Consider the following 13,073-nt stretch of genomic DNA (forward strand, 5'->3'; position numbering starts at 1 on the left):
GGTTTAAAGAGTTTGGGGAGGAGGATCCGGGCAGGATCACTCTTTGACGGTCTCTTCTGATTCCTCAGTCTCTGCCTCTACTTCTTCGGTCTCTTCTGATTCCTCGGAAGTTTCTTTAGGCTGAGCCTCGGACACAGGACGGACCTCAATTATACACTCAGGCTCTCCGTCTCCGACCTTGAGAACCTCGGTCTTCCTTATCTCTATCCTCTTCATGGGGATGACGACACGGCATGCTCTTGCGAGATCCTTTGCCAGATCACCGGATATGATGGATTTGATAAGTTCTGCTACAGTCATCTTGGATCCCATCTCGAGAAGGGTCACACCTATGACATGCCTCATTCCGATCTCTTGAGAGGACTGGATCCTTCTCTCGGCGATAGACATCGTCTTGACCCTTATGAGGAAGTTATCTGATGTTGTGACATCGACGACGTGGTCGGTCTTTGTCTTCTTTCTGCGGGTAAGCCTTCTGACGTAATCGCTTGTGAGATCGTGTCCGATGAAAGTTGTCTTTGCATCGTGCCCATCTACCGCATTGATCTTGAATTTTAGCTTTATGTGCATCTTGGAGAAGTCACCAGTGAGGTCCTGAACTGTGACCTCGGACGTCCTTCCGATAAGATACTCGGGGTCTGCTGAGGGGGTCTCTCCGATGACGACCTCATTGAACATATGAGGTGCGTGAACAGAGTACCACTCCTTCGCTTTCCACTTGTCTTTGACCTTACGGCCTGCATTTCCTTTAGCTTTCTTTGATGCTGCGCTTGCTCCTGCCATTTGAATCCTCCTTTAGATTCTAATAAGTGGAACATCGAGTATTCATATTAATAGCTTTGTCCAACATTCATTTTTAAAATTTATTATACCCAGCATTTTTAAATATATCACAATATGGATAAAATTATACTTTGAGGTTGGTACCGCTACTACATAAAACTTACTATATTTTCATGCAACACAAAAAACAATGACAATTAATAATAAAAAGTAAGAAGAGGGCGCAAGGCCCTCAGATTATTCTCAGAGTTTAACAGGCACAACGTGTGCACTGAGGCCCAATTCGGCCTCAGACATACCCATCGCGATACCATAGAGCTGGCAGAGGTGAAGGACAGGGATCTTGTATCCAAGGTCTCCCTGGACTGTGTCGAACTGCATCTGACAGAAAGGACAGATATCGACTATGTACTGTGCTCCGGATGCCTGCATGTTCTCAAGATTGGTCTTGGTGAACTCTTTTGCAACATCTCCGAAGGCGGCTTTGAGACCTCCTCCTGCACCGCAGCATAGCATCTTCTGCTTTCTGGGCATGCTCTTGGCACCTGTTGCCTCAACGAGATCGTCAAGAACATGTGCGTTCTCGGGATCGTCGAGCTCCTTTATGGAGCTGGGCTTAAGGAAGTGACATCCGTAGAATGCAGCTACCTTGTAGTCGAGGGGGTTGGTGATCTTCTCTTTGATCTTCGCGATACCGACATCCTTGTAAAGGACCTCAGCGAAATGGTAGACCTTGGTTGTACCTTTGTATTCCATTCCGATCTCTTTGAGGATCTTGTTGACCTTTGCGAGCTCTTCAGGGTTATGATTCAGCTCATGTGCTGCCTCGAAGAGTGATCCGTAACATCCGTTGCAGATGGTGACGATCGGAAGGCCTTTTGCCTCAGCAAGTGCGAGGTTCCTGGCAGCCGCGGCAAGCCATGTAGCTTTGCTGAAAGCCCTGATGACTCCGGGTGCAGGACAGCAGCTTGCGTCCTCGAGGTCTACGAGCTCTACTCCGAGCCTCTCGCAAACGACCCTTGTGGATTTCTCGACACCTGGGTATCTCAGAGGTGCGATGCAACCTAGGAAAAATGCGTATTTTGCCATGTTATCACTCCACGATCTTGTTGAATCCAGTGGCCTTCAGGATCTTATCGAGCTGGGCCATGGCATCTTTGTTCGAAAGGACTGTGGGAGGAACTTCGGGAAGACCGATGCTCTTTCTCTGCGCCTTTATCTTATCATTGATCTGAACTGTGTGCCCGCTCTTGTAGAAGTTGGTTGCGGTCACTTTGTGGTTAGCACGGATGTGTCCCTCTGAAACTGCAATGTTCCTAAGAGCGACGACCACATCGACAATCGGGACCTGGCGAGGGCACCTTTCAACACATGTGTAACAGGTACTGCACTCCCAAAGCTCGTCACTGTTTACGATCTCGTCCTTGAGGCCGAGCTGTGCCATTCTCATGAGTTTCCTTACCCTGTAGGAAGTACGCCTTCCAGACGGGCATCCTGCGGTACATGTTCCGCACTGGAAACACATCTTAACGTCAGCACCGCCGGCAGCTGCCAGCTGTGCTTCGAATTCCGGATTTGCCTTGATTTCCGTAATAATCACCTAGGCCTTGAATGAGGTTATCCTATATAAAAAGTGGACTTCAAAACAAAAAGGTATTACCTTCTAAGGCAATAGTCATTTTATATTCTTTGCCAGCAGTGCCCGCAGTATCCTAGTTATCTGCTTATCTTCTCTACGATATATCGCAGTGATGGCATGTCTGAGTATCTTTGGATCGACAGCACTCTTCATCCTAAGGCCCTTTCTCAGTAGAAGGAACTCGTCGACGAAGAAGCTCTTGCTCGATCCAAGAAGTTCAGGCAAAGAGAAGGTCTCTGAATCGATGTTGTACTTACGGTCCATGGTATCCAAGAACATGAACGCAACCCTCTGCGCTCCATACCTATACCTTATGAAGGAATCCCCGTTATCGACGAAGACCATCCCCATATAACCGATCTCTGTTGCCTCGAACTCATCAGCATCGAACAGATACAACGGATCATCAATGATGGCGAAGTCCGCGAGATTCTCCCTCATCATCCTAAGGTTGTGTTCATCATCGGATATCACCAATTCTACATCCAACATCTTTAATGCTGAGAGCACCGTCATCATAAGATCCTCGGTGACGGGACTGCAACACACTGTGAAACCGTGATCGTCGCAACATCTCAATTCCGTTGAATCGTATGTCATAACGATCTGTTTTCCTTCATCGGTTAGAATGGTCCCTGCCGGGGTGGATTTTGTCACTGGTGAACCGACCGCATCCTCTATGGTACCTATGTACCTGTGAACGACGGGAACGGAGATCCCCAGCCTCTTGGCGGCAGACGTCTTGCTACCAGTCACAGCAACGGTCTTAAGAATCTCCAACTGACGGTTCGTGATGGTGTGCCCGTTTATCACCTGCTCCGTCCTTACATTCAAATCCACGAATGCGAATCAGTAATTGCGTTCATATATCTGTCCATACAACAGAATGCCTTTTTTTATATGCACAAGCACATGACATAAACGAATGTTGGATTTCAAAAAACAACTGATCGACGTCGGTAGGACCACTCTGCCCATAAGTGCATTGATCATCATACTGGACATTCTTCTGTTAGAACCTTCTGTGAACGAGTTCTCATTGGTATTACTATGTTGTGCTTTCATAGTGCTTGGATTCACTCTTTTCCTGTATGGCGTAGATATCGGTGTGATCCCTATGGGCATAGCCATAGGGTCAGAGATGCCTAAACGCAACTCGGTGCCTTTCATAATAACTGTGGTGTTCATAATCAGCATCACCGTGACCATCGCAGAGCCCGATATCTCTGTTTTCAGCAATATGGTTTGCAGAGTGTATTCGACCGTACAATTCTGGCCACTCGTCCTGTCCATCGCAGTTGGAGTAGGCACATTCCTCGTGATCGCCGCGATGAGGCTGATACTGAACCTTTCTCTACGCCTTCTCTTGACCGTTGGCTATGCGATAGTCATAATGTTAGCACTGATAACTCCGGAAGCCTTTCTTGGAGTGGCATTCGATGCAGGTGGTGTCACCACAGGACCGATGACAATTCCAGTACTCCTGGCGATGGGGATGGGTATCTGCATAACGATCTCCTCCAGGAACAGCATGAGCGGATTCGGAATGATCGGTCTTGCATCCATAGGCCCTATAATCGCTTTACTGATATACGGTATTCTTATGGATCCTGGACAGACCACTGTCGTTACGGAGACCGTAACCAATAGCAACATCGGTCAATTAACGATAATACATCAACTTCTGGAATGCACCAAAGATGTCCTGCTGGCAGTTGGCCCTCTCTACATGATCTTCCTGATATTCCAAAAATATTTCCTACATTACACATGGAGAGACTTCAGGATAATGAGCATCGGTATCGGAATAGCATCATTCGGAATCATATTGTTCCTGACCGGAGTGTATGCTGGATTCATGCCTCTCGCAGACAAACTCGGAGAATACATGGCCGAGAACGACTATGGGATACTCATACTGATCTTGGGTGCCGTTATAGGGCTCTTGGTGATAATGGCCGAACCGGCTGTAAAGATACTTAGTACCCAAGTGGAATCGGCATCTAATGGTACGCTCACAAGAAGATCCATCACACTGGTGATAGCGGTTGGCGTAGCTACATTCGTAGGTATAGGGATGTATCTGCTTTCAATAGGGGCGATGTCCATGTACTACCTCCTACCGATCTATGCGATAGCAATAATATTGGTCTGGTTCATAGATGAGGACCTGGTGGGCATAACATATGATGCCGGAGGCGTAGCAACAGGCCCCATGTCCGTCGCGGTGATAATGACGATGTACGCTGCCATAGCCGAGACCGTTTACTCAGGAAGCGGAACGGTACACGCATTCGGCGCAATAGCCCTCATAGCGTTGGCACCTATAATCTCTTTGTCTATACTGGGACTTATTACCCGTAGGAATAAAAACAAAAATAAAAATAACAAAACTAGCGACCAGATCTAAGATACACAATGATCGAATGTTAGAAGATCTATGAATAAACATGATTCCCAAAAACTACTAAAATATCAAAAGATCCAGAGGCTAATAAATGGAAAAAATACTTAATGACAGATTCATGGTAATAGGGCTGGGAAGTCCCATAATGACAGATGACGCTATAGGATTGCGCGTTGTTCAAGCAATATCAGATATGCACCTGGAACAGATAGATACGCTCCAGGAAGCAGTCGGGGGTCTGGAGATATTGCCGATGATACGTGGATATGAGCATGTCATTATCGTAGATGCGATACAAACGTATCAGCAGAAACCTGGAACTGTAATGATCTATGACCCAGACGACTTTGATGACACTGTAGGGAACACCTTTGCCCATGATATCAACCTCGCCACTGCCTTAAAAATAGGAAAACAAATGGACCCGTACACTATGCCGTACAAGGTAATGTTCATCGCCATAGAGGTACAAGACATACAGACGATGAGCGAGACCATGACCCCCGAGGTCGAGGCCTCGGTGGGCCCCGCGATTAACGCGGTACTCTATCTGGTGGATCAGCTCAAATGTCAACGTGGGCTAGATCGAACTTCTTGATCTCTCTGTTACCTTTTCCAAGAACTGTTACATTCAATGAATTAGACCTTAATAGATCATTAGCTACGTGCATGACCTGTTCTTCGGTCACATCTTCTACGGCAGCAAGACGACTTTCTAATGTCTGGCACTTTCCATTTAGCATATAGTCCCTTCCAAGCCTGTACATCCTATGCTCCGTAGATTCCATCGACCTTACGTACGCTCCTTTTAGAAGTCTCTTGGTCCTTATGAGTTCGCCTTCCTGAAGACCTTCACTCTTTATTTGAGAAAATACCTTGGCAGTTGTCTCGATCGCTTTGATTACATTCTCATCAGTACAAGACATGTATGCCACAATGGATGCTGCATCACAATACTGTTCGACCGTGGTATTCACAGAATATACCAATGCCCTCTTTTCCCTGACTTCCTGAAAAAGCCTCGAACTTGTACCCGCTCCGATCATTGTATTCAGAAGCAATGCCGGAATACGATTTTTATCATTCGGCCCATATGATGGTAGGCCCATTGCAACATGATAGTGATCGGAATCATTCTTTACGAATCCGTAAAACATGTCTGGTCTTTTAGGAACTTCTCTCTTTATGACCTTCTTGCCTGCCATACCATCGAATTTCTCCGACGCCCACATCACCGTATCCTCGCTCTCTATGTTACCTGCTGCGAAAACCGCTATGTTGGGTATTCCGTATCTTTCCTCGTAATATGCCCTCAGTTCCTTGGAACCAAGTGACTTCACGACATCTATTGAGCCGCCCTCATCCTGACAAAGCGGGTGCCCTCTCCACATATTCTGGGCAAAAAGATCGTGTATGTACGCCTCTGGCTCATTTTTGACCATACTAAGTTCTTGAAGGACCACTTTCTTCTCAAGTTCCACATCGTTATCGTTGATCATCGGATTAGCCACAATATCCGATACCATTTCCTTGGCGACATTTTTCGTTTCTTTTATCGTGATCCCGAAGAATGCCGTTAGCTCTCTGCCTGTGAAGGCATTCAATTCTCCACCCGCACCCTCCATCTCCTTCGACATTTGATACGATGTGCGATTCTTGGTCTCTCTGAATACCACATGCTCCAAAAGATGGGATATCCCGAATATGTCCTTGGTCTCATCCCTGGAGCCCGTACCAATCGCCACCATATACCCAGAACTTTCACATCCTGGAATCAATTCTGTCACCACGGGGATGCCCCCGTCGGTCTTCGAAATATTAATGGTATTCTCACTCATGTTATCACTAGCCTCCCATTGATGCATTAAATTAATAGTTTTAGTGAGATACACCGGTACAATGTCGGAGTTTAAGGTCATCAAACGCAGAGATATGGAACTTAAAGATCCTGTGGCGATCATTGGCTTTCCCACGATCGGTCTTGTCGGTTCCATTCTAGCCAGCTATATCTCGAAAGAAAAGGATATGCAATTCATTGCAGGAATGACCTCTCCAGAACTGCCACCCTATACATTGATACAGAACGGTGAACCTTTCCCGCCTGTGCGTATATACGGTTCCAAACTAGGGGAGGACCACAGTATCATCATTGTGACATCGGAGATCTCTCCCAAACCGGAATTGTGTTATGAGCTGTCAATAAAGATAATGAGTATCCTGGAAGAAATGGGCGTTCACAGAATAATAGCACTGGAAGGTGTCGCACAATATGACGATGCATCAATAGTCATATGTGGAACTAACAAAGATACTCTTGACAAAGCAAAAGAAGCAGGCCTTATTGTACTCAATGACGGACTTGTACGCGGCATCACCGGGATCATGCTATATGAAGGAAAAGAAAGGAACATGGATGTTCTAGCACTTCTCTGTCCGGCTGACCCGAATATGCCTGACCCCAGGGCCTCGGCTTCCATTATCGAACCTCTATCAAAATTGATCCCAGATCTGAAACTGGACGTCGAACCTCTACTCAAAGAAGCAAATGAGATGGAAAATAGGATACGCGACGAGATACAAAATAATTATAAAGATGAAACCAGACAGCTGTACGGATGAGAAAATGAAACTAATACCAACACAATTCTTTATTACATCGGGCAAAGCGATCAGCATTGTCTCCGACCTAAATGCATTCGACGTGGCCTTGATCAAAGCAGGCATCGGAGAGCAGAACCTTGTAGCAGTTTCCTCGGTTATTCCCGTAGGGGCAAAAAAAGTTGAAAAGCCCGAAATGGACATGGGCGCTGTGACGCACTGTGTCCTATCCCAGATGAGAGGAAAGAACGGTGAGGTCGTAGCTGCAGGAATAGCATATGCATATAGAAAGGACGGAAAAGGAGGGTATGTTGCAGAAGGACATCTCCACGGATCCGCAAAGAATCTAGATGTGGAACTTAGGAACAAAATGGCAGAGATGGCCAGGATAAGAGGTATAGAATTGAATGAGACCACTACTCTTACCGAAGAATTGAAGATCCCTATGGGGCAATTCGGTTGCTGCATCGCATCAGTCGTTTTCACAGAATATAGGTGAAAACTTGTACTCTGTCATTTCATGTCCAGGATGTAATCGGCTCAAAATAGCCGACCTCGATACTCTGACATCTGAATGTCCATACTGTGGAAAGACATGTGAGCACAGACACGTGAAGAGACTATATGATAATGAAGACCAAACCGCGTGCAGAGATGCCATTGCACACCTGTATGGTTTTACCCCAGAAAAAAAGAATAACAAGGAACGTATAGAAAAGGCCGATCCTCACTCGACACTTGTCTACAAATATGAACAATGCAGAAGCATAGATGAAAAAATGGATGTGCTTTCAAAAGGATTGACTGAGATACACGGAACATTCACATTTGAAGATATTGAAAAAATAGATCCCAAGAATGCAAAGAAACTCCTAGAGGCCATGTGTGACGAATGCATTATAGCTGAGATCAAACCTGGCAGATATAGGGTATGACATCATTTCGGTACATCATCACGTTTCTTTCCTTCCATTCTCAATACGTCCTTAACTACGCTTGAAAGTTTTACCACTACTGTACGGTAGAAATATCCTGCAGAAATTAAGAACGCTACAATAAGACACACCCATACCATTATATCGTTGGATGATTGGAAGGACGCTGTCATTACCAATGCAAATGCGACATTGAAGAACATCGACTGCATCGCGAATTCCATTACCCTGTGTCTTGCGATACCTTCCCCCACGGTGGTTCCTATGGCCGCGAAAGCCAGAATGAATGCAAACCCGTAAAGGAACAGCATTACATATCCAGCAATGTCTATATCGGATCCGAGATTTATTGCACTCCTTGCAATGAAATATATGAAACCGAACGCGAAGGTACATCCGAACCCCAAACCGAATCCATATCCGTAAAATACGGTATCCGATTTCCCACGGAATCTCTTCAGGTTGAATACCACTACGAATATCAATATCTCGACAACGGCGAACAATATCGCATAGATTATGCTCGCCCAAACGTAAGTATACATTGCAAAAGTGATAGTACCAACTATCAATGCTATTGAGAACAATGTGAAGAACGTCGGGTCACTAAAGAACGGCTGTTCCACTGCCGGATAAGTGTATTTCTTCAAAACAAGATACATTACCAACAATGCAGGCGCGAACGCCATGACAGCGGCCGCCATCAAGAGCATATCCATGATACTCCCATGGACATATCGTTTTTAAGCTTTTGTTCTTGCGTTCTTCGTATCACATTTCGAAGAACACTTAGGATCCATACGTTCCTTCGATACCATGATCTTGTCATAATAGTGAATCACCATGCAAGACCTCTCACATTTACCGCAATGGTTGCAAGCTTTTGGATCGACACGCATTCCTCCGGCGATTTTAATGGCGTGCCTAGGACATCCTTTTGCACAGATACCACAGGAAGTACACAACTGAGCCCTAAGCAATCCTTTTACCGTTCTCTCAAACAGATACTGCGCATCTTTGACATCGTCTGCAGTTACTGATATCTGGCCTCCACCGAAGACCTTGGAACGGCCCCTTGCAGTCTTGAGAAGTATTATCTCGAAATCGGGTGAATACTTGACCTCCCCGATAGTATTGAGCGCATCCTCAACATAAGAAAAATCCCTGTTCCTCGGAACACCCACGACTGCTTCCATCGAGTATCCTCCGGCCGTACATGGCGATGCTCCCTTCAACATCTTCAATGACAACTTGTCACCTTTAGCGGGCTCGGTCCTTAGATCCAACCCTTCTGCTAGCTGTACCATCTTAGGTGGCAGGACCTTCCATCTCCAGAACCCCATATCCACATACTCTTTTGGAAGTCCGCGGTCATCTGCATTCTTATGAAGATAGCCTTCCCAATTAGAATACATATCCGGATGTATGCGCTCGGTATTCCGCCATTCACTGGAAAGACATGAGGCACAAAGATAGCATCCTATCCTCTCAAAATCTCTGTCGTACAGCGTATTATATCTCAATTTCCTCATCCAAATATATCCCCATATCTCCGCAGCAGACCAGGTCCTGACCGGATTGAGGTTGGTCTGATTGGGAACAAATGGATTCTTTGAAACAAAACCAATATTGGAACGCGCAAACGATTCCAATGCTCTATTGCCTTCGACGGTTATTGTTCCCATCGGATAATCCCTGGATATCATATCGGTTATCGGCCCTAATTTACAAACCTTGCAGCACCATCTGAAATCTTTCGCAGGCGGACCAAAGGTCCCAACATTATCCCAGAAAGCATTGCCTGCACTTGCGATGTGAAGGGTCTCACCGTATTCTTCTGCAAATGCCTTCACATACTTCAATGTCTCCGGAAACTCAAGTCCTGTATCTATGAAAAGCAGCCCTGGATGGTCTGAGGCCCTTGATGCAATACCATATGCGGCAAGTGAGTCCTTACCTCCGGAAAAGGAAACCGTAACCGGCTGTTTCTTGCCTTTTATGAATGAACGAATATCACTGACACCTATCGATTCTAGTGCCAAAAGATGGTCTTTGTTTACCTTCACAAATATCTCCCTGTCGGAGATGGGCGAGATATGTCTCTCCTCCGCAGCATTAAGATCGCGGACCCTGATCGCCTTCTCTGCCTTCTTCATATTGCCACTACAGGTCAAAGCGACACCTGGACCGGCCTTCAATGCCTTCCTGACTATGATGGGGTCCCCTTCTGAGAAATCACCTTTGACCTCTATCACATTCTCTCCAGGAATGCTCTTTCCCTTGAGGTGCCCTGAAATGTTACCGAATATCACGATATTCTTCGTTGCTACATCCCTGAAAAGATCCACTCCAGGCTGCCTTAACTCGATCTTCAGACAATTGTCCTTCATATCGAATCTCAATATGCCTATGACCTCTCCGTGCGCAACGATCTCGTCGGTACGGTCCTCCCCAGGCACCTTGTTGAAAAATATCATCCTGCCATCTAATGGAGAAAATGTTCCAAAGGTATCCTCGAATAGACCCTTCAAGATAGCATAACTCTCACCCATGCAGGGACGGATATCACCAGGACTGTTTATTTCGAACTTACGACCTGGTTCACCGCAAAGTGAACATTTGTTACCAAGGATCAAAGTGCCGCATCTGTCACACCATTGGCTCATCTCCTTCCCGTGTGCGACGTTGCTGCTGACCATGAATTACCTCAAAAAAACAAGATAGTTCATATTTATAAATAATGATGCAAATGACCGGCCATGGACTTGGAAGGACTCAAAAGGGTAGACCCCGGCTTCAAGAGAGGGCCCAGCGGCCTTAGTTTCAGTAAGACGGAGATAGCCCATATTACAATAGCGGTCATAGTGCTTTCAATTGCATTCGCGATAATGATGTACAGTGATAGCTACCTTGATGCAAATAAGACTCTTAATTTCCTCAAGCTGTTGATCATCTCTGTACTGCTTGTCACATGCAGCTTCCTTGTGCACGAACTTGGACACAAATACGTAGCTCAATCATATGGGGCCTGGTCAGAGTTCAGGATGTATCCCCTTGGACTGATGATGGCACTAGTATTCTCATTCTTCGGATTCCTATTCGCAGCACCTGGGGCTGTATATATCCAAGGCAACATCAGCAAGGAACAGAACGGGAAGATCTCAATGGCTGGACCTATGATGAACTTTATAATTAGCGCTGTGGCGATCGTCGCAATGCTCATGACCACAGGGTTGACATCTCAGATATTGTTACAACTGGCTTGGCTCAATGCATTCCTCGGAATATTCAACATGATACCCATATTCCCATTCGACGGTTCCAAGATATTCGCATGGAAATGGCAGGTATTCTTGATCATGGTCATCATCGGAGCTGCAGAAATGATATTCCTTATCATCTAAAATCTTTAAAATGGTCCTTCAAAGAAAGTATTTTCTTTGAAGACCAAAATAAATTCTTTTATCCACAGTCGCATACGCCCTTTAATGAATCCGAGGCCAAGATGTCTTCGACCCTGCACAACTTGAAAACCAATGTTCTGAAGGAAGTCTCCACACCATATGAGAAACTTCTCATGATCGTACTTGGAATACTTTTCATAGTCAGCGGAATATACGAACTTTCTCTTTATCCGGATGGCTCGGGGAATATGAACTCGATAGAGGGCCTTTTCCTACTGATCATCTCGTTCAGGATACTATCTGGAGATACGGTCCTTGGAAATTTTCACTGTTCTTTACCTTTAGCAATATTAGGCGCCATCGGTATCGCTGTCAGTGTTGTAAGCCTCCTTGTACCCACAATTATGACAGAAGTAGTTGGTACGATCTCGGGGGCAATACTTTTTGTTTACGCAATCGTATGTATGATCGCCCCAATTATAGGTAAAAACAAAGAAACGCCACTGTATTTGTTGCTATGTTTCATTTTTGGAACGATGTTGCTTCTGATAACATTGAATAATCTTGGTCTAGATATTTTCTCGAATTATAATGCGGCAGGACTTACACTGACCGCGATGGGATTTATCTTGATAATGATGGCCCTGCTAAGGACTGGATTCATTAAACATGATAACAATGAATTCCCAGTGATATCACTTACCGTTCTCCTGACAGGACTGTCCTTATTCTGTTGCATAATCGCAATAATCATATGTAATGGGGACCAGAATGTGTACTCTATAACTGGTTCCATGGCAGTTTTCATGATGGCGATAGGGGTCAAAATAATTTCTATTGGGAATACTCCCTTCGGAAACATACGAAGATCCAGATTGGCGATAGGCCTTGGTATCTTCTGCATATCACTCACCATGGTCGCAGTGATACTTCCAATTGAAACTCTCAAGACGCTTTTAAGCTATACTTTAGGGACGGTCAACATACTCGGTGGATTGTATATAGCGAACCAGATCGTGAAAAAACACGGTCTCCCCCATAAAATGCCAATTAGATTTTCAATTGCATTTTTATCGATGCTACTTTTCGGATTTAACAGACTTTTCCCTGGAATATTCGCAGGCGACCTCCTGATGCCCACGTTGATATTGTTTGCGTTTGTGATGACCTCTGTAGGTGCAACGATATTCTCCATATCGATATCTAATTATGAAAAACAAAAAAAAGACAATAACTGCAGTTCGACATGATATCAACAATTGATTTGAAAACTCTGATAAATTAAGGGGGTAACCCCCCTTTGATTG

Annotated in this window: 14 protein-coding genes; 7 read left to right on the forward strand and 7 right to left on the reverse strand. The window is 45.2% G+C overall.

The window, feature by feature from the left end; translation table 11 throughout:
• Nucleotides 1-36 precede the first annotated feature (36 nt).
• The 4 genes from KRP56_06635 to KRP56_06650 form a co-directional block, all read right to left on the reverse strand.
• A complete protein-coding gene (locus tag KRP56_06635; protein ID UAL07489.1) occupies nucleotides 37-783 on the reverse strand; it encodes a 30S ribosomal protein S3ae in 747 nt (248 codons plus the stop codon).
• 243 nt (nucleotides 784-1,026) lie between these two features.
• Nucleotides 1,027-1,872, reverse strand: coding sequence for a CoB--CoM heterodisulfide reductase subunit B (gene hdrB / locus KRP56_06640; protein ID UAL07490.1), 846 nt, complete (start codon nucleotides 1,870-1,872; stop codon nucleotides 1,027-1,029).
• 4 nt (nucleotides 1,873-1,876) lie between these two features.
• The gene (gene hdrC, locus KRP56_06645) at nucleotides 1,877-2,308 is read right to left on the reverse strand and encodes a CoB--CoM heterodisulfide reductase subunit C (protein ID UAL08494.1); all 432 of its coding nucleotides are present in this window, start codon (nucleotides 2,306-2,308) and stop codon (nucleotides 1,877-1,879) included.
• Between the two features lie 150 nt (nucleotides 2,309-2,458).
• Complete coding sequence (locus tag KRP56_06650) at nucleotides 2,459-3,262, reverse strand: LysR family transcriptional regulator (protein UAL07491.1); 804 nt, start codon at nucleotides 3,260-3,262, stop codon at nucleotides 2,459-2,461.
• Between the two features lie 85 nt (nucleotides 3,263-3,347).
• Here KRP56_06650 and KRP56_06655 point away from each other — a divergent pair, with 85 nt between their 5' ends.
• Both KRP56_06655 and KRP56_06660 read left to right on the forward strand, forming a co-directional pair.
• Nucleotides 3,348-4,832, forward strand: coding sequence for a DUF1538 domain-containing protein (locus KRP56_06655; protein ID UAL07492.1), 1,485 nt, complete (start codon nucleotides 3,348-3,350; stop codon nucleotides 4,830-4,832).
• An 88-nt stretch (nucleotides 4,833-4,920) separates the two neighbouring features.
• On the forward strand, nucleotides 4,921-5,427 hold the full coding sequence (locus KRP56_06660; protein ID UAL07493.1) for a hydrogenase maturation protease: 507 nt from the start codon (nucleotides 4,921-4,923) through the stop codon (nucleotides 5,425-5,427).
• On the opposite strand, the gene KRP56_06665 is transcribed toward KRP56_06660, so the two are convergent.
• A complete protein-coding gene (locus tag KRP56_06665) occupies nucleotides 5,393-6,667 on the reverse strand; it encodes an insulinase family protein (protein UAL07494.1) in 1,275 nt (424 codons plus the stop codon). The genes KRP56_06660 and KRP56_06665 overlap by 35 nt on opposite strands.
• A gap of 61 nt (nucleotides 6,668-6,728) precedes the next feature.
• Between KRP56_06665 and KRP56_06670 the strand changes: the two genes are divergently transcribed.
• Genes KRP56_06670 through KRP56_06680 form a run of 3 tightly spaced genes read left to right on the forward strand, consistent with a single transcriptional unit; the run spans nucleotide 6,729 to nucleotide 8,362 of the window.
• Nucleotides 6,729-7,448 (forward strand): PAC2 family protein, encoded by a 720-nt coding sequence (locus tag KRP56_06670; protein ID UAL07495.1) that lies wholly within the window; start codon nucleotides 6,729-6,731, stop codon nucleotides 7,446-7,448.
• 4 nt (nucleotides 7,449-7,452) lie between these two features.
• A complete protein-coding gene (locus KRP56_06675; protein ID UAL07496.1) occupies nucleotides 7,453-7,926 on the forward strand; it encodes a pyruvoyl-dependent arginine decarboxylase in 474 nt (157 codons plus the stop codon).
• Nucleotides 7,927-7,930: 4 nt separating this feature from the next.
• Nucleotides 7,931-8,362, forward strand: a complete 432-nt coding sequence (locus KRP56_06680; GenBank protein UAL07497.1) for a hypothetical protein — start codon at nucleotides 7,931-7,933, stop codon at nucleotides 8,360-8,362.
• Nucleotides 8,363-8,364: 2 nt separating this feature from the next.
• On the opposite strand, the gene KRP56_06685 is transcribed toward KRP56_06680, so the two are convergent.
• On the reverse strand, nucleotides 8,365-9,081 hold the full coding sequence (locus tag KRP56_06685) for a hypothetical protein (GenBank protein ID UAL07498.1): 717 nt from the start codon (nucleotides 9,079-9,081) through the stop codon (nucleotides 8,365-8,367).
• A 24-nt stretch (nucleotides 9,082-9,105) separates the two neighbouring features.
• Nucleotides 9,106-11,061 (reverse strand): phosphoadenosine phosphosulfate reductase family protein, encoded by a 1,956-nt coding sequence (locus KRP56_06690; protein UAL07499.1) that lies wholly within the window; start codon nucleotides 11,059-11,061, stop codon nucleotides 9,106-9,108.
• 60 nt (nucleotides 11,062-11,121) lie between these two features.
• Between KRP56_06690 and KRP56_06695 the strand changes: the two genes are divergently transcribed.
• Nucleotides 11,122-11,766: a site-2 protease family protein gene (locus tag KRP56_06695; protein UAL07500.1), complete on the forward strand. Its 645-nt coding sequence runs from the start codon at nucleotides 11,122-11,124 to the stop codon at nucleotides 11,764-11,766.
• A gap of 101 nt (nucleotides 11,767-11,867) precedes the next feature.
• Nucleotides 11,868-13,016 (forward strand): hypothetical protein, encoded by a 1,149-nt coding sequence (locus KRP56_06700; protein UAL07501.1) that lies wholly within the window; start codon nucleotides 11,868-11,870, stop codon nucleotides 13,014-13,016.
• The last annotated feature ends 57 nt before the right edge of the window (nucleotides 13,017-13,073 follow it).

It is taken from the genome of Candidatus Methanogranum gryphiswaldense (assembly GCA_019262145.1).
Lineage (GTDB): Archaea > Thermoplasmatota > Thermoplasmata > Methanomassiliicoccales > Methanomethylophilaceae > Methanogranum > Methanogranum gryphiswaldense.

What these genes read in the sequence shown, in the direction of transcription:
- KRP56_06675 (UAL07496.1), top strand. Translation starts at nt 7,453, where the DNA reads ATGAAACTAATACCAACACAATTCTTTATTACATCGGGCAAAGCGATC.
- KRP56_06695 (UAL07500.1), top strand. Translation starts at nt 11,122, where the DNA reads ATGGACTTGGAAGGACTCAAAAGGGTAGACCCCGGCTTCAAGAGAGGG.
- KRP56_06685 (UAL07498.1), bottom strand. Translation starts at nt 9,081, where the DNA reads ATGGATATGCTCTTGATGGCGGCCGCTGTCATGGCGTTCGCGCCTGCA.
- hdrC (UAL08494.1), bottom strand. Translation starts at nt 2,308, where the DNA reads ATGTGTTTCCAGTGCGGAACATGTACCGCAGGATGCCCGTCTGGAAGG.
- KRP56_06655 (UAL07492.1), top strand. Translation starts at nt 3,348, where the DNA reads ATGTTGGATTTCAAAAAACAACTGATCGACGTCGGTAGGACCACTCTG.
- KRP56_06660 (UAL07493.1), top strand. Translation starts at nt 4,921, where the DNA reads ATGGAAAAAATACTTAATGACAGATTCATGGTAATAGGGCTGGGAAGT.
- KRP56_06700 (UAL07501.1), top strand. Translation starts at nt 11,868, where the DNA reads ATGTCTTCGACCCTGCACAACTTGAAAACCAATGTTCTGAAGGAAGTC.
- KRP56_06665 (UAL07494.1), bottom strand. Translation starts at nt 6,667, where the DNA reads ATGAGTGAGAATACCATTAATATTTCGAAGACCGACGGGGGCATCCCC.
- hdrB (UAL07490.1), bottom strand. Translation starts at nt 1,872, where the DNA reads ATGGCAAAATACGCATTTTTCCTAGGTTGCATCGCACCTCTGAGATAC.
- KRP56_06635 (UAL07489.1), bottom strand. Translation starts at nt 783, where the DNA reads ATGGCAGGAGCAAGCGCAGCATCAAAGAAAGCTAAAGGAAATGCAGGC.
- KRP56_06690 (UAL07499.1), bottom strand. Translation starts at nt 11,061, where the DNA reads ATGGTCAGCAGCAACGTCGCACACGGGAAGGAGATGAGCCAATGGTGT.
- KRP56_06670 (UAL07495.1), top strand. Translation starts at nt 6,729, where the DNA reads ATGTCGGAGTTTAAGGTCATCAAACGCAGAGATATGGAACTTAAAGAT.